Raw genomic sequence first — 16,007 nt, forward strand, 5'->3', positions numbered from 1 at the left:
CAGCGATTGTGTTGTAAATTAAAAGTCATCCTGATCAGTTAACCAAGACAAATTTTCGCTTTTTTCGAGAAAGTCTTTGGCCAAAGTGCGGGTAAAGGCGCGGCCGTTGGCATAATCTTCGATTTCTGTGACGATTTTTTGCGCCTTGGGGACAGAGCGTTCCATCCGTCGGCTGATATAATCAAAAAAATCCGCTGAGGGCGTAATGGCATGATGGGCGAATAGTTTTTTCAAAACCCCGCTCAGTATCGCTTCATCCGGTTCCGGAATATCGACGACCCTCATGGCCTTTAACCGTGACGCCAGATCGGGCAGGGCGGTTTGCCAGTTTAAAGGATGGGTTTTCGACAACAACACTAACGGCTGCTCGGTTTGAAGGCTGTGGTTAAACAGGTGGAACAGAAGTTCTTCGTCGGCCTGTTCGGCATCATCAACTACGACGGCACACTCAGGCAGGCTTGAGGGTTCCATATAGTGAGTTTCGGATGCGCTCAGAAACTGCCCGTGATTGATATCGGCGAATATGTGGCCCAGATGCGTTTTGCCGCTGCCGGACGGGCCAATGAGTATCAGATGTGGGTTGATCCAGTCTTTGGGCGCGCGCAACAGATCGATCAAACCCTGATTGGTTTCCGACACAATCAGGTCGGTCAGGCCATAGCTTTCGGGCCGCTCAAGCTTCAGGGGAATCTGGTGGGACATGGTTGGCTTGAGTTTAGAGCGCTGTGCGGTTTGAGGCAATGGCCGTGCGCCTGTTGATAACGGGGAAAACGGGGAGGGCCGTTATTTCGTGCCGTACATCCGATCGCCCGCATCGCCCAGACCCGGCACGATATAGCCGTTGACGTTCAGATGGCTGTCGATGGCAGCGGTAAACACCGGCACGTCAGGATGGGCGGTGGTGAAGTGACGAATGCCTTCGGGGGCGGCCAGCAGGCACAGGAAGCGGATATGCTTTGCCCCGCGGGCCTTTAACTGGTCGATTGCGGCAATGGATGAATTGCCGGTCGCCAGCATGGGGTCGACCACGATCACTAGCCGCTCAGAAATATCTTCGGGGGCCTTAAAGTAATACTCAACCGCCTCAAGCGTATCGTGGTCGCGGTACACGCCGATATGGGCGACGCGCGCGGACGGAACCAGATCGAGCATCCCTTCCAGCAGGCCATTCCCGGCGCGCAAGATCGAGGCAAACACCAGCTTTTTACCAGCGATGACCGGGGCCTGCATGGCGGTCAGCGGCGTCTCAATCGCTTCCAGGGTCATGTTCAGATCGCGCGTAATCTCATAGCACATCAGGGTCGAAATTTCGCGAAGCAATTGCCGGAACACCGCCGTTGGGGTGTCCTTGCGTCGCATCAGCGTGAGTTTGTGCTGCACCAGCGGGTGATCAATCAGGGTGACATCGGCCATAGCGGTCTCCTTTGCGCCAAGACTAGCACGGCGGATCGTCTGCGGCACCGCTAATGTGCGCAAGGGTGAGCGTGCATTAAGGCTTGACAATTCAAGGCGGGTCATGTCCCTACGGCCCTCATAATTTTGTCAGAAACGACCGCTTTTTTCAGAGTTTTCCATGCACATCTATCGCTCACACACCTGCGGCGCCCTGCGCGCCACCGATGATCAGGCCGTTGTTCGTCTTTCGGGCTGGGTTCACCGCAAGCGCGATCATGGGGGCTTGCTGTTCATCGATTTGCGCGACCATTACGGCCTGACGCAGTTGGTGTTTGATCCGGCCACACCGGGCTTTGATAAGGTCGAACGCGTCCGCGCCGAAAGCGTTATCCGCATCGATGGCAAGGTCGTGAAGCGCACCTCAGATACCATCAATGCCAATCTGCCGACCGGCGAAGTCGAAGTGCAGGTCACATCGGTTGAAATCCTGAGTGAGGCGGCTGAGTTGCCACTGCCGGTATTTGGTGAGCCGGAATACCCCGAAGAAATCCGCCTCAAGAACCGCTTCCTCGACCTGCGTCGTGAGACCCTGCATAAGAACATTGTGCTGCGGTCGCGCGTAATCCAGTCGATCCGCACCCGTATGGTCGAGCAGGGCTTTCTTGAGTACCAGACCCCGATCCTGACGGCCTCATCCCCCGAAGGCGCGCGCGATTTCCTGGTGCCATCGCGTATGCATCCGGGCAAGTTCTACGCGCTGCCGCAGGCGCCGCAGCAGTTCAAGCAGTTGTTGATGGTGTCGGGCTTTGACCGCTATTTCCAGATTGCGCCGTGCTTCCGCGACGAAGACCTGCGCGCTGACCGTAGCCTTGAGTTCTACCAACTCGACGTCGAAATGAGCTTTGTAACGCAGGAAGACGTGTTCGCAGCGATTGAGCCGCTGATGCATGGCCTGTTCACCGAGTTTGGCGAAGGCAAGCGCGTATCGAGCTATCCGTTCCAGCGTATTCCATATCGTGAATCCATTGCCAAATATGGCTCTGATAAGCCTGACTTGCGCAACCCGATTGAAATGCAGGACGTGTCCGAGCATTTCCGTGGTTCAGGCTTTAAGGTGTTTGCGTCGATCCTTGAGGCCGATGCCAAAAACAAGGTCTGGGCAATTCCTGCCAAAACCGGCGGGTCGCGTGCTTTCTGCGACCGGATGAACTCATGGGCGCAGGGCGAAGGCCAAAAGGGTTTGGGTTACATTTTCTGGCGACCGTCAGATTCGATTACAACTACAACTGCCAATCAAGGTAGTAGTATTTCAGTAGATATTGAGTCTACTTCATCTCAGATAGAAGCCTCTGGGCCGGTTGCCAAGAATATTGGCGATGAACGGACCGAGGCTCTCCGCATCCAACTAGGGCTTGAATCCGGCGACGCCGTGTTCTTCGTAGCCGGTAACCCGGATGAGTTCTATAAGTTCGCAGGTTTGGCGCGCACCAAGGTCGGCACCGATCTGGGGCTGGTCGACGAAGATCAGTTCCGCTTCTGCTGGATCGTTGATTTCCCGATGTTTGAGTGGAACGACGACGAAAAGAAGGTCGATTTCTCGCACAACCCGTTCTCGATGCCGCAGGGCGAGATGGAGGCGTTGCTGACCAAAGACCCGCTCGATATCCTCGCGTACCAATATGACATCGTCTGCAACGGCTATGAACTGTGCTCCGGCGCGATCCGTAACCACAAGCAGGACATCATGCTCAAGGCGTTTGAAATCGCGGGCTATGACGAAGCGTTTGTTGAAGCGCAGTTCGGCGGGATGCTCAATGCGTTTAAATATGGCGCACCGCCCCACGGTGGTCTGGCGCCCGGTATCGACCGTATCGTGATGCTGCTGGCCGGTCAGACGGCCATCCGTGAAATCATTGCCTTCCCGCTGAACCAGCAAGGGCAGGATGTGATGATGTCGGCCCCTTCGGAAGCGCTTGATAAGCAGTTGAAGGAATTGTCGATCCGGACGGCACTCCCTATTAAAGTCGGCTAAATTACGGGGCGTGGGGTCTGTGACCCCACAAACCTGCTATTTCAATAAAAAACCCGGTCATATTGACCGGGTTTTTTATTGAATGAGAAGACTTGGGGCCATTGGCCCCAAACCCCATAACTTAGCAGATTGGAATGCGAAGCCCGCGCGGCAATTGCGTTTCACGATCGCCACACGCGCTGTCAAGCTGACGTTGGGTCAGCCCACGCGCTGACGACATCTCAGCACCGGAGAAGTTCACCCCCGATAGAGTGGCTCCAGCAAAATTAGCGCCCTCAAGATAGGCCCCCACAAACGTCGCATTGGTCAGATTAGCCTTGGCGAAACTGACGTTTGAAAACAAAGCGCCAAACCCATTCAGATCACGCAGATCGCCACCCGCAAACGACGTGCGGTTAAATGACCCCAGGCTCAGATCGGCCTGACGCAACCGCGCCCCGGCAAAGTTCTTGCTCTTAAGTTTTCGGTTGCTGAAATCGGCCTGAAACAGGTTGCAGCCTGCGCACGATGCTCCGCTTTGGGCTCTCCCGATCTGACCGGCATTTTGTGCGGCGACGGGGGAAGCGAGTACGGCCATAACTGCCAATACCGGGAACAAGCGTTTCATCTTAAGACACCTCAATCTGTTTGGTCGTGACTAAGCAAGACCGGTGCCAAAAATCAACCGTCAGAGGGTAAATCCATGCCGATATCATCATTTGACGCTTTTTTGGCGAAGGGGATGACCACCAGATTATCGGTATTGGCGCCGCGCGCAAAGCCTTTGGATATAAGCTGTGACGCGCGGATGCCTTCGGATTCGCTTGCGGACTCCCCGTCGCCCAGGCCATCGGCATTGAGCGCATCCGGATCAGCATTGGCAAGGTCCGTGCGATCCAAATACGAAATCGCCAGTTCCCGGAACAGATAGTCCAGAATGGATGTGGCAGATTTGATGGAATCATTGCCGCTGACCGGGCCGGCCGGTTCAAATCGGGTGAATACGAACGCATCGACAAATTCATCGAGCGGCACACCGTATTGAAGGCCGATGGATACGGCGATGGCGAAATTGTTCATCATCGACCGGAAGGCAGCCCCTTCTTTGTGCATGTCGATAAAGATTTCACCGACGCTGCCATCGTCATATTCACCGGTGTGCAGATAGACTTTGTGGCCGCCGACGGAGGCCTTCTGGATATAGCCTTTGCGGCGATCAGGCAATTTTTGGCGGGAGCGGTCACGCTCAACGATCTTTTCCACCACTTTTGCCTGCGCAGGTTCAGGCTGAGGGCGGGCCTCAAGCAGATTACGCTTGGGCGCATCCTCAATAACCGGAATATCGAGGTAGAAATCATCCGGCGGCGTGGTCGGTTGCAGGCTGACGGCGCGCAAATCCATATTCGCCGCCATCGACAGGAGTTTCAAACTGTCCGGCAGGTTCTGGCCAAACGGAATATGGATGCGCGCGGCCGACGGCGCGCTTGAGAAACTTTCAAGCTTTTGTCGCATCAATAGCCGCGTCTTTAAACCGGGAGCGACAAAGATACCGCGTTGATCTTCGGTTAAGCCGTCAAAATCAGCTAATGTTTGATGACCAAAGATGAAGGCTTCGGCTTCGGCGATTTGCGCGGCGGTAAAGCCCATAACGGTCAACAGGTTATAATCAGGACTTGAGATATCTTCATCGCTGACACCCCAGATGTCGCGCACGAAATCCTTATCGATCGTGTTGAAAACGTCGGTCAGGTTACGGGCGGTCAGAAGTGCTGCCTCAAGCCGCCCAATCTCAAAATCGGTCAAACCCCGCGCCTTAAGCTGGGGCGGCGACAGATAGGGGGCCTCAAACAAGGAACGCGCCCCCAAGACATGACGGCGCGCATCGGAAAGTACGGCACCCGCCCTTATCAGACCTGCGATGGTGGCTTCGGACAAGGTTTCAATAATCTCACCGTCTTCGGTTTCCAGTACCGAGGTCAGGCCAGACACCGGCTGATCATGCAGACTAACGCCAAGTCGCAACGTCAGTTCCGGATCGTCAAACAGGGCCGTGGTCTGGGCATGGCGAAGGCCCGATTTTTTAGCCGTTTTCAACGCGTCCTGCATAAGCGTCAGACTGTGGGCCTTAAGGTCGGCGTGACATTTGAGGCTGGAAATGCGATAGATTTGCTGCGAAAGACTATGTAAAATCTGGTCTTTATCCGCCCCAAATGTCTTATAGGCCCCATGCGATGTGGCCAGTTGCGCTGATGTGTATAGGCTTTGGGCCTGCATGGCCGCCATTAGCCCCGCGGCAAAATCAAGCCCATCCGCATCTGCGGGAGTGAGGTTCAGGGCCATCAATAACTCTGATACTCCGCCTATACTTAGCGCAATCGGGCGGTCATAGTATCGTCTCAGGGCATGATCCTCGGTCGCACTGAAAGCTGTGGCTGTCTCGATATCTAGAGCAAGAGTCCACAACGCCACGCATTGGCTAAAGGCGGTGGCGTCAAAGCCCTTATCGGCATCATAAAATCCGAACATATTAATGGCCGCTCTGGGCGCATAGCCTTGCCCATACAGCGCTTGCGCATCCAACGGATCAAAGGCCAGATAAAGCTGCCCGGTTTCCTGAGCGACCTGCGCCGCCAGCCGCGCGGACGGATCACCGGCCGCGATCAGGGCGCGTGAAGCCAGAGCGATTTTGGGTTCATGCGGGGGAGAATTGGCGTCCACCGTCTGCTGCGACCATGGCGGCAAAACGGCATCGGTGGCGGCATTTTGCGCCGATTGAATGGTCAGGGAAATCAAATGATCGCTGGCGCCAAGCTTACGGGCGGTCATGGCGGCGCGGGCCAGAGCCGGGTTATGGCGCAGGCTGGTGCGGTGATCACCTTCAGCGCGGGCGATGGCAGTGGTAATCTCGTTCAGCGCGTCGTGTAACTGGGTGCGGGTGGTTCTGGAAATCTGGTCTGAGCGATAGGCTATCAGAAACTGGCGCAGATCACGGTCGCAGGCCGGATCATCAAGCTGCCAGAACTTGGTCTCAGGTGGTTCCGGCACACGGTCACCGGCCAGTGGGTGGATACGATGACCGCTTTTTAGGGATAAGGGTGGCGCGGCATAGCCGAGCAGGAGGCTGGCGCGCAGTTCACGCAGGAAATGGGCAGCGCTTTGGGAATCCTCAAAATAACCGAGCGCATAGCCCCACGCCGTCAGACGCTGCGCATAACGCTCAACTGCACCGCCCAAAGCCAGATCGAATGGATCGTCATGAACTATACGGTGGTCGATATCGGGGGCCAGTTGCGGCTGATCTTCGGGCAGGGTATCGGCCCAATCCAGCCAGGCTTCTAAGCGGGCGTTTGACCAGTCGCGCGGGGCCAAAACCTCATCATAACCGCCGGGCCGTTCGATAAAGCGGTCTTCGAGACTGATGTCATAGATCAGGCGGTTGGAAAAATCCGACTCTAAGCGCATGGCGTCGTGTCCCGTGCAATGTGGGCTAGGGGGCAATCCTAGGGCCGCATTAACCACTTATCAATAAATGTAGTTTGTTCGGGTCTTATATCCACAACATATTGATCGGCTGGGCGGGTGTGGATAATTAAAGTCACCGGCGCGATATGAGGAAATTTCAGGGACTGTGGCTTTACCTCGGCATCGGGGATCACTATAGTAACTGCAAGTTTTTAAAGATCTGCCGGGTCTGTGATTCACGGTCGTGAATGGGGATTTTCGGATCAGTTACAGGATGTTTGCCGTGTTAGCTAATATGTTTACCTGGTGGAGCAGCGCCACGATCGGAACCTTATGGACGATTGGCCGTCTGGGCAAATTTGTCGGTTCCGATGAGTTCGGCAACAAATACTATGAAGCCCGCGACACCAAGGAAAGCTATGGCGACAAAAAGCGCCGGTTCGTGATCTACAAAGGCTATGCCGATGCCTCAAAAATTCCGCCAGATTGGCACGGCTGGATGCACTATGTCTATGATACGCCGCCATCGGATACGCCTCTGCCGCGCAAAAGCTGGGAGCAGCCGCATATGCCGAACATGAGCGGTACACCTTTGGCGCAATACCCAAAGGGATCGCTCAACGCGCAGACTGATCGTCAGAAATCGACCGGCGATTACGAAGCCTGGAAACCGTAGGCCCAGAGCGACATGGTCAATAAACCCAAAACCGGTACGTTAAAAACAAGGCTCCTGTGGGGGCTTGTGCCGGTTATGGCTGTGGCCGGTGTCGCGATTGCCCAGATCCCGCCCGATGAGGAACCGCCCGCGCGTCAGGGCAGGTATGTCGATTCCCAGAACTACGACCCTGAGCCCTATTATGTTGATGGGGTTGAATTTAAGCCCTATGTCCCGGAAGGGGCGCGCAAGGCGACCAACCACACAGACACCCGCCCGGTAGCCCCGCAAACCGCGCCTGTGACGCGTGGCATTACCAGCGGTCAGCCTGTGCTTGGGGCTGCTGATGCGGCTGCACCGACGCCGGTAGCCAGCGCGCCAACCTTGAAGGGCCCCGTAGGCAACGGCGAAGAGGCGTCTGAGGCCGTTGAAGCCCCCAAGGTTCCGGCCAAGCGCCAACGTCATGGGGCGGCCATCATACAGGCGCTGGATAAGGTCACAGCCGAAACGGTGCGGTTTGAAGCGCGGGTCGGTAAACCTGTGCGCTATAAGGGCCTGATCTATACCGTCAAGGCGTGTGAGACGACCACTGACGAAGAGGCGCAACCGGACATCATCGCCTATATGGAAGTCCAATCCTCGCCGCAGATCACCGAAACCACTAAGATCATGCCCAAGCCTAAATCGATTTTTCGCGGCTGGACCTATGCGTCGTCGCCGGGCCTTAACGGGCTTCAGCACCCGGTTTATGATGCCTGGGTGATTTCCTGCCGCGCGCCCTTAGTCCGTAAATCCTAAAACTTTCAGCGCGGTTCGGCCGTCAGTGCGCGCGGGCAAATCATAAAAATCGGCTTCAATGGTAAGGGCTTCTTTGAGGCGATCGTGATACGCTGCCCGATCGATTTCCTCGGTGCCAAACTGTTTCAGATGATCGGTTTGAAACTGGCAATCCAGCAGGCTATAGCCGCCGCTTTTTAGCCGGGCCAGCAGATGAACGAGAGCGATTTTGGACGCATCCGTGGCGCGTGACACCATGCTTTCGCCGAAGAACGCGCCACCTATAGCCACGCCATAAAGTCCACCAACCAGCCGGTTGTCATGCCAGACCTCGATGCTATGGGCTAGACCACGCGCGAACAGGGCCTGATAAAGGCTCTGGATCGGGTGGCTGATCCAGGTGTTGGGCCGATCCGAGGCGCTTTCGGCGCACAGTTCGATAACCTGAGTAAAGGCCGTATCGACTCGCACGTCAAACGGTGTGGTGCGCACCGTGCGCCGTAAGCGCGAAGGGATATGGAACCCATCAAGCGGCAATATTCCGCGCTTGGGCGGATCGACCAGAAACAGATAGTCATCATCACGCGCATCCGACATGGGGAATATGCCGTTGCGATAGCTGTCGATCAGGTCATCAAGCGTAAAATCAGCCACGGATATCCCGCCTTAATGAACGGGTGCCAGAGCTACTGGAAGCAAGGGCTTTACGCCCCTGCTTCCTGAGCCTTGATCCAGTTTTCCAGCCAGTGAATGTTGTAGTCACCACTTTGGATGTCTTTTTCATTCAACAGATCGATAAACAGTGGAATGGTCGTGTCGATACCGGCCACCACGATTTCCGACAGGGCGCGCTTAAGGCGAGCCAGAGCTTCGGGACGGTCGCGGCCATGAACGATCAGTTTACCCACCATCGAGTCGTAATAGGGCGGGATCGCATAGCCGTTATAGATGGCCGAATCCATGCGCACGCCTAAGCCACCGGGGGCATGATAATCGGTGATCGTACCGGGTGAGGGCACAAAGGTGCGGGCGTTTTCAGCATTAACGCGCACTTCGATCGAGTGGCCTTTGATGGTGATATCATCCTGCGTGAACGATAGCGGCAGGCCTGCGGCGATGCGGATCTGTTCACGCACCAGATCAACACCGGTGACGAACTCAGTCACCGGATGCTCGACCTGAAGGCGGGTGTTCATCTCGATAAAGAAGAACTCACCGTCTTCGTAAAGGAATTCAATCGTACCGACGCCGAGATAGCCGATCTTACGGATAGCATCGACGACGACCTTGCCGATTTTGTCGCGGGCGGCATCGTCAATAGCGGGCGAGGGCGCTTCTTCTAGCACCTTCTGGTGGCGGCGTTGCAGGGAGCAATCGCGTTCACCAAGATGGACGACATTGCCGTGGCTGTCGGCGATGACCTGAATTTCGATATGGCGGGGTTTCTGGAGGTAGCGCTCCATATAGACCGTGCCGTCGCCAAAGGCGGCAGCGGCTTCGGATTGCGCGCTCATCACCGCTTCGGACAAGGATTCGCGGTCCTTGGCGACCTTCATGCCGCGACCACCACCACCGGCGGCAGCCTTGATGATCAGCGGGAAGCCGATGTGTTCGGCGGCCGCCAGAGCTTCCTCGACCGTGGCAACGCCACCATCGGAGCCAGGAACGACGGGAATGCCGGAATCCTTTGAGGCTTGCTTGGCGGTGATCTTATCGCCCATAAGGCGTATGTGCTCAGGCTTCGGGCCAATAAAGGTCATGCCGTGGGCGCCGACGATTTCGGCAAAACGGGCGTTTTCCGACAAAAAGCCATAGCCCGGATGGATCGCCTGCGCGCCGGTAATTTCGGCGGCGGCAATGATCGACGGGATATTCAGATAGCTTTTGGACGCGGCGGGCGGGCCAATACAGACGCTTTCGTCGGCCAGATGGACATGCATGGCATGGCGGTCGGCTTCACTGTGCACGGCCACGGTCGCAATGCCCATTTCCTTACACGCACGAATGACGCGAAGGGCGATTTCGCCACGATTGGCAATGAGAATCTTATCAAACATTTTGTGTTTACTCGAACGCGATCAGGGGCGCGCCAAATTCGACGGGGGCTGCGTCCGCCACCAGAATTTCGGCGACCACACCATCCTTGGGCGACGGGATCGGGTTCATGGTTTTCATGGCTTCGACGATCATGATAGTCTGACCGGCCTTAACGCGATCGCCAACCTTGATAAACACAGGCGCGCCGGGCTGCGGCGACAGGTAAGCCGTGCCGACCATAGGCGAAGATACCACATCCTTGGCGGCGGCTTTTGGAGCCTCAGCGGCGGGTGCGGCAGCCGGGGCTGCGGGGGCAGCCACAGGTGCGGACGCCACAGCGTAGGTTGCCGCAGGGGCCGCGGTCAGTTGACGCGCGACGCGGATCTTCAACTCACCCTGTTCGACTTCGATTTCGGACAGATCCGTTTCCTTGAGGATGTCCGCAAGTTTGCGTACCAGACGCGGATCGATGGGGTCGGAGGAACCTTTGGGAGAAGACATTTTTTTACCTAAAAGCTTGTTAATTCTTATGGTTGTTCAATAAGGCGCAGAACTGCCGATATGGCCAGTTCATAACCAATGGGGCCGAAACCTGCAATCACCCCTTTGGCCACATGAGACACATAGGTGTGATGGCGAAACGCTTCGCGCGCCGCGGGATTTGACAGGTGACATTCGATGATCGGCACGGTCAGGGTTTTCAGCGCATCCAGCAGCGCCACTGAGGTATGACCGTAACCGGCGGGATTGATAATGAGCGCCGCAGCCGCTGTGCGGGCTTCATGAATCCAGTCGATCAACTGGCCTTCGTGATTCGATTGATGAAAGACCAGAGTGTAACCGGCCGCCGTCGTTAGAGCTTCACAAGACGCCTTGATGTCGTCAAGGCGAGTATACCCATAAATTTCCGGTTCCCTGACCCCAAGAAGGTTGAGGTTGGGGCCATTAAGGACATATATGGACTTAGACATGACACCGCCAATTGACTGGACGGTTCTTGTATCGTGTGAAACCCACGTCCACAAGCCGAACATCGGTGAAACGGCGTGAAAAGTGGCCAAAATGGGCCGAAAAGCGGCGAAAAATGGTAAAAATCCTGCTGAATGGCGAATCCAGAGAGGTTGGCGCGGCGAATATTCTGGCCCTGATCGAAGAGATCGGAATCGAAGCCCGTAAGCTGGCGGTCGAGCAGAATCTCGAAATTGTGCCGCGCTCACAGTATCATGCGACGGCTATTCATGACGGCGACCGGATCGAGATCGTTCATTTCGTCGGTGGGGGATAGCGTTTCACTCAAAAGTTTCGGCGGCATAAGCCGCCAAATACGTTTTGAGTGGTTCAATATCGAAAATCTCAAACTCGGGGCGGCCCTTCGTTTGAGATTTGCTTTAATAGGAAAAATATAATGGCGTTGGATCAGATTGTGACGAGTGCAGATGACACATGGACCGTGGCGGGGCGGACGTTTTCGTCGCGTCTGATCGTCGGTACGGGCAAGTATAAGGACTATGCCCAGAATGCGGCGGCGGCACGGGCATCGGGTGCTGAGATCGTCACCGTGGCGGTACGCCGGGTTAATCTGACCGATCCAAACCAGCCGATGCTGATGGATTACGTGAAACAGGACGAATTCACCTACCTGCCCAATACCGCCGGATGCTTTACTGGCGAAGACGCGGTGCGAACCTTGCGTCTGGCGCGTGAAGCCGGTGGCTGGAATCTGGTCAAGCTTGAGGTTTTGTCCGACCCTAAGACACTCTATCCCGATATGGAAGAAACCCTGCGGTCGTTAAAACTGCTGGTCACAGACGGATTTGACGTGATGGTCTACTGCTCGGACGATCCGGTCTACGCCAAGAAACTGGAAGAGGCGGGGGCGGTTGCCATCATGCCGTTGGGCGCGCCGATCGGATCGGGCTTAGGTATCCAGAACAAAGTCACCCTGCGCATTATTATTGAGAACGCCAAAGTGCCGGTGCTGGTCGATGCCGGTGTCGGCACAGCGTCGGATGCGGCGGTCGGCATGGAGTTGGGCTGCGATGCCATCCTGATGAACACCGCTATCGCTGAGGCCAAAGATCCGATCCGCATGGCCGTGGCGATGAAGCACGCCGTCATTGCCGGTCGCGAAGCTTACCTTGCCGGGCGTATGCCGAAAAAGCTTTATGCCGATCCGTCATCGCCGCTGGCGGGACTTATCTAGCCATATCTATCAGCGTCTCGCGCCATTGCTGGGCGATGGCGGCAGGTACAAAGCGCGACATGGCGGCGGTCATTTGGGTTCGGCGGTCTTGGCGCTCAGCGTCTGGCATATCGATCAGCCGGATCATGGCGGCGGCAATTTCGGCCTCATTTTCGGCATCAACGCCCAGCGCGCCATCGCCGGCGACTTCTTCGAGGACGCTGTCTTTTGTGACCACAGGCACCAGACCATAACGAATGGCCTCGGCCACCGGCATCCCAAACCCTTCGAGCAAGCTCGGCAGGACAAAGCCCGAAGCGTTCTGATACAGCCAGGCCAGTTGCGCGTCCGAGACATATTTCAGCATGACCACGCCTTCGGTTTCCAATGCGGCCTTTTGGACCGCCTCAAAACCGGGCTCATTAGAACCGCACAACACATAGGTCACGCCGCGTTTGGCAAGGCCCGATTGTGTAAACGCTTTCATCGACCGGATCTGGTTCTTACGGGTACCCAAAGCGCCAACGGTGAGCAAAAATGGGCCTTTGACGCCTTCGACCGGTTCAGCCTCGCCGCCGGAGACATCCTGACGGATGGCGGGATAGATCACCCGTTCGCTGGCCAGTTTAGCCCCCGGATAACAGGCGGCAAACGCCTTTTGCGTGGCCTGACTGACGAAGATGACGTGCGGGCCGACGGCGGCGATTTGTTTATAGATATGATCATATATCGGGCGGGTGTTGGCATCGAACAGATCAGGGTGCGTGATCGGGCCTACATCGTGGCAGATGACAGCATCCTTTTCGCTCAGACGGGTCGACGGGATACTGAACGGGTCCATATGCAGCAAGGGCCGCGCTGGCCGATGCGGTGGCAACAGCCCGAACGGGCCGCCCAAAGCCTTCCCCGTCACCTGAAGGTGCTGGATGCGGCCCAAGGCCTTACCAAACAGACGCTGAGGCGGGGTCTTGCTGTGGTAATAACCGTAATAGGTTTCCCCCAGCAGATCGCCGCAAGCCTCGATAATATCCTTACCGATGAAATACTTACCCGTCCGGTTATAGATGGACAGGGAAAATTCGACGTCGAACAAAGGCGTTGCGGCAGATTGGGTCAAGATCGGTCCGAGGGTTTGGTGTAAGGAGCAATCAATGATTGCTTTAGCTAACCCTACCATAGCCGGCCTTAAAAACTACTGAATTGTCGCGGTGCAGCAAAGCCTATTTTGTGGCGAGCTTGGCCCGCTGCGCTTCGATGGCGGCTTTAAGGCCGTTCATATCGGCACCATTGACGACCACGCCGCCGACAATGAAGGTCGGGGTGCCGTTGATTTCCAGTTGGGTGCCCAGCTTTTCAACGGCGTTAATGTGATCCTGAACCGCTTCGGATTTGGCCTTGGCTGCGATGTCCTGAGCGTCGAAGCCCAGCTTCGTCAAGGCCTGTGCGACCTCGGCTTCGGTGGTGAATTTCGACGCCATAAAGGCGTGATGGACTTCGGCGTAGCGGCCGCTGTCCTTGGTCGCCAGCGCATAGGAAGCCAGAGCGCGCGAGGAGTCTGCGATGATCGGATACTCCTTCACGACCACCCGCACGTCCTTGTTTTCCGCCAGAAGCTGTTCGACCTGCGGCGTCGACAATTTACAATAGGCGCAGTTGTAATCGAGGAATTCCACGATCGTGATCGGCCCGTTCGGATTGCCCATAACCGGATCGCGGGCATCGTCATATAGGGCTTCATGATTGGCCTTAATAGCGATATCAGCGGCTTTTTGCTTTTCCGCGGCCTTAACCTCATCCAGTTTTTTAATGGTGTCTTCGAGGATTTTGGGCTGGTTGGTGAGGCCCTGACGCACCTGCAGGCTCTGAATCCCCGGCACCACATAGGGCGCACCGGCCAGCATAACGGCCACGACGCCCAAGGCTATGGCGATGTTGGGTTTGCTGAACCATGAAGCTACAGTGGTGGGGGATGTTTTAGTCTCAGGAGGCGTGTCGGTCACGGGCAGGACTTCTTATTTTTTGGTTTTGGTGACCTCTTCGACCGGGTCTATGCCCATGGCCGCAGAGGTGGTGATGACGATATCGCGGGCGCGGCGGAACTCAGGGGAGTTCTTATCGAGATTCTTTTGTGACCATACCGCAAAGGTGCGCGCCTGACGGAAATTACCGTTGAAGAACTCAGCTTCGGCTGAGGCGAGGCGGGCCTCACCGGCGCGGCCCAGACCATCATAGGCTTGCGCCAGCAGCCGCCAAGCAAAGCTGTTGTCGTCTTCGGCCTGCAGCGACAGTTTAAGCTGCCGGATGGCTTCTTCTGCGTCGTCCTTGTTGCCGGTCGCAATCAGGGTTTGGCCAAGATTAAGGTGCAGCAGGGGCGCGCCCGGCATCAGTTCGACCGATTTCAAATGGGCGGGCTTGGACAGTTCGGCCTGACCGGTCTCGAAATAAATCTGGCCTTTGAGTTCCCATAGATAAGGATTGTTGGGTTGCTCAGTGATGAGTTTATCGAGTTCGGTCAGCGCCTTTTGCACCTCGGTCTGCTTATAGTAGGCAATCACGCGGGCATAACGGGCCGGATAAGTGGTGTCGGTTTCGGGATATTTCTGGAACACGAACTGCGCCGGGTCGAGAAAGCCTGACAGCTTGGCGCGCACGATGGCAAACTCATCAATCGTCGCCTGACCATCTTTGGCATTGTAATGAGATTGCTTGGTCACTAGCGCCCGCAGGGTTTGGATGCGTTCGCGCGACAACGGGTGGCTGCGGAAATATTTGTAGCGCTCGGCGTTGGAAAAGGTTTCGGATTGCCGGAACTTATCGAAGAACTCGACCATGCCTTCACCGGACATGCCCGCGCGCTCTAAAGCGGCGATCCCGGCCAGATCGGCAGCCGATTCCTGGGTTTGCATATACCGCAAAGCGCCTAATGTACCGAATGTCGAGGACGACCCAAGCAGGGCTACCCCCGCATCCGGCGCACCGGCCAGAATACTGATGATGCCAAGGCCCAACGATATGGCCATCGGAGTCTTGGCTGCCTGATAGATTTCGTCTGAACGCACGGTATGGCCGGCACTCTGGTGGCCGGCTTCGTGCGCGATAACGCCCAAAAGCTGGTTCGGGGTCTCGGCTTCCATGATCAGGCCGGTGTTGAGCCCGATCCGTTGGCGCGACGTGGCAAAGGCGTTGAGATCGTTGGAGGCGACAATCAGGAACTGCACTCGGTCAGGATCGAGATATGATGCCTCTAAAACCGTGCGCGATTCTTTTTTCAGGAAGGCTTCGATCTCAGTGTCGCGAATGACGGCCTGAGTCTGACCAAGGCCGGGCACGCATACGGCCAGCAGCGCCACGGCCGCTATGGCTGCCTTGCCTATGCCTTTAAATGCCTGTGGTGTCATCCTTGCGACCTTCACCGGAAACCTGTTGTCCCATCCTAACCTAAATTGTGATCTATTTGCGGCTAAGTTAAGGGGCAGGCTTTAAAAAAC

16 protein-coding genes are annotated in these 16,007 nt (G+C 56.3%); 5 read left to right on the forward strand and 11 right to left on the reverse strand.

Going from position 1 to position 16,007, the window contains the following annotated elements; genetic code table 11:
• Window positions 1-18: 18 nt before the first annotated feature.
• Together IE102_RS13975 and upp are read right to left on the reverse strand one after the other, a co-directional pair.
• On the reverse strand, window positions 19-702 hold the full coding sequence (locus IE102_RS13975) for a P-loop NTPase family protein (protein ID WP_189487713.1): 684 nt from the start codon (window positions 700-702) through the stop codon (window positions 19-21).
• 81 nt (window positions 703-783) lie between these two features.
• Window positions 784-1,413 (reverse strand): uracil phosphoribosyltransferase, encoded by a 630-nt coding sequence (gene upp, locus IE102_RS13980; protein WP_189488037.1) that lies wholly within the window; start codon window positions 1,411-1,413, stop codon window positions 784-786.
• Window positions 1,414-1,573: 160 nt separating this feature from the next.
• Here upp and aspS point away from each other — a divergent pair, with 160 nt between their 5' ends.
• Window positions 1,574-3,427: an aspartate--tRNA ligase gene (gene aspS, locus IE102_RS13985; protein WP_189487715.1), complete on the forward strand. Its 1,854-nt coding sequence runs from the start codon at window positions 1,574-1,576 to the stop codon at window positions 3,425-3,427.
• Between the two features lie 121 nt (window positions 3,428-3,548).
• Here aspS and IE102_RS13990 read toward each other — a convergent pair whose 3' ends face one another.
• Window positions 3,549-4,034, reverse strand: coding sequence for a pentapeptide repeat-containing protein (locus IE102_RS13990; RefSeq protein ID WP_189487717.1), 486 nt, complete (start codon window positions 4,032-4,034; stop codon window positions 3,549-3,551).
• 53 nt (window positions 4,035-4,087) lie between these two features.
• Window positions 4,088-6,868, reverse strand: a complete 2,781-nt coding sequence (locus IE102_RS13995; RefSeq protein ID WP_189487719.1) for a TSCPD domain-containing protein — start codon at window positions 6,866-6,868, stop codon at window positions 4,088-4,090.
• A 274-nt stretch (window positions 6,869-7,142) separates the two neighbouring features.
• Here IE102_RS13995 and IE102_RS14000 point away from each other — a divergent pair, with 274 nt between their 5' ends.
• Together IE102_RS14000 and IE102_RS14005 are read left to right on the forward strand one after the other, a co-directional pair.
• Complete coding sequence (locus IE102_RS14000) at window positions 7,143-7,544, forward strand: NADH:ubiquinone oxidoreductase subunit NDUFA12 (protein ID WP_373295608.1); 402 nt, start codon at window positions 7,143-7,145, stop codon at window positions 7,542-7,544.
• Between the two features lie 12 nt (window positions 7,545-7,556).
• Window positions 7,557-8,321 (forward strand): DUF2155 domain-containing protein, encoded by a 765-nt coding sequence (locus IE102_RS14005; RefSeq protein ID WP_229807773.1) that lies wholly within the window; start codon window positions 7,557-7,559, stop codon window positions 8,319-8,321.
• Here IE102_RS14005 and aat read toward each other — a convergent pair.
• The 4 genes from aat to aroQ are packed head-to-tail and all read right to left on the reverse strand — an operon-like array spanning window position 8,304 to window position 11,308.
• Entirely contained in the window at window positions 8,304-8,954 is a 651-nt protein-coding gene (aat, locus tag IE102_RS14010; RefSeq protein WP_189487723.1) for a leucyl/phenylalanyl-tRNA--protein transferase, read from the reverse strand. The two genes, IE102_RS14005 and aat, sit on opposite strands and share 18 nt — an antisense overlap.
• 50 nt (window positions 8,955-9,004) lie before the next feature.
• Complete coding sequence (accC, locus tag IE102_RS14015; RefSeq protein WP_189487725.1) at window positions 9,005-10,357, reverse strand: acetyl-CoA carboxylase biotin carboxylase subunit; 1,353 nt, start codon at window positions 10,355-10,357, stop codon at window positions 9,005-9,007.
• A 7-nt stretch (window positions 10,358-10,364) separates the two neighbouring features.
• On the reverse strand, window positions 10,365-10,838 hold the full coding sequence (accB, locus tag IE102_RS14020; RefSeq protein ID WP_189487727.1) for an acetyl-CoA carboxylase biotin carboxyl carrier protein: 474 nt from the start codon (window positions 10,836-10,838) through the stop codon (window positions 10,365-10,367).
• A gap of 26 nt (window positions 10,839-10,864) precedes the next feature.
• Window positions 10,865-11,308 carry a type II 3-dehydroquinate dehydratase gene (gene aroQ / locus IE102_RS14025; RefSeq protein ID WP_189487729.1) on the reverse strand — a complete coding sequence of 148 codons (444 nt, stop codon included), beginning with the start codon at window positions 11,306-11,308 and terminating at the stop codon, window positions 10,865-10,867.
• A gap of 113 nt (window positions 11,309-11,421) precedes the next feature.
• Here aroQ and thiS point away from each other — a divergent pair, with 113 nt between their 5' ends.
• Together thiS and IE102_RS14035 are read left to right on the forward strand one after the other, a co-directional pair.
• On the forward strand, window positions 11,422-11,622 hold the full coding sequence (gene thiS / locus IE102_RS14030; protein ID WP_189487731.1) for a sulfur carrier protein ThiS: 201 nt from the start codon (window positions 11,422-11,424) through the stop codon (window positions 11,620-11,622).
• 120 nt (window positions 11,623-11,742) lie between these two features.
• A complete protein-coding gene (locus tag IE102_RS14035) occupies window positions 11,743-12,540 on the forward strand; it encodes a thiazole synthase (RefSeq protein WP_189487733.1) in 798 nt (265 codons plus the stop codon).
• On the opposite strand, the gene IE102_RS14040 is transcribed toward IE102_RS14035, so the two are convergent.
• The 3 genes from IE102_RS14040 to IE102_RS14050 all read right to left on the reverse strand — a co-directional run bounded on the left by IE102_RS14040 (window position 12,533) and on the right by IE102_RS14050 (window position 15,917).
• Complete coding sequence (locus IE102_RS14040; protein ID WP_189487735.1) at window positions 12,533-13,636, reverse strand: glycosyltransferase; 1,104 nt, start codon at window positions 13,634-13,636, stop codon at window positions 12,533-12,535. The genes IE102_RS14035 and IE102_RS14040 overlap by 8 nt on opposite strands.
• A gap of 103 nt (window positions 13,637-13,739) precedes the next feature.
• Window positions 13,740-14,519, reverse strand: coding sequence for a DsbA family protein (locus tag IE102_RS14045; protein ID WP_189487737.1), 780 nt, complete (start codon window positions 14,517-14,519; stop codon window positions 13,740-13,742).
• 12 nt (window positions 14,520-14,531) lie between these two features.
• The gene (locus IE102_RS14050; protein WP_189487739.1) at window positions 14,532-15,917 is read right to left on the reverse strand and encodes a M48 family metalloprotease; all 1,386 of its coding nucleotides are present in this window, start codon (window positions 15,915-15,917) and stop codon (window positions 14,532-14,534) included.
• Window positions 15,918-16,007: the final 90 nt, after the last annotated feature.

The sequence above is a fragment of the Asticcacaulis endophyticus genome, assembly GCF_014652575.1.
Classification (GTDB): domain Bacteria; phylum Pseudomonadota; class Alphaproteobacteria; order Caulobacterales; family Caulobacteraceae; genus Asticcacaulis; species Asticcacaulis endophyticus.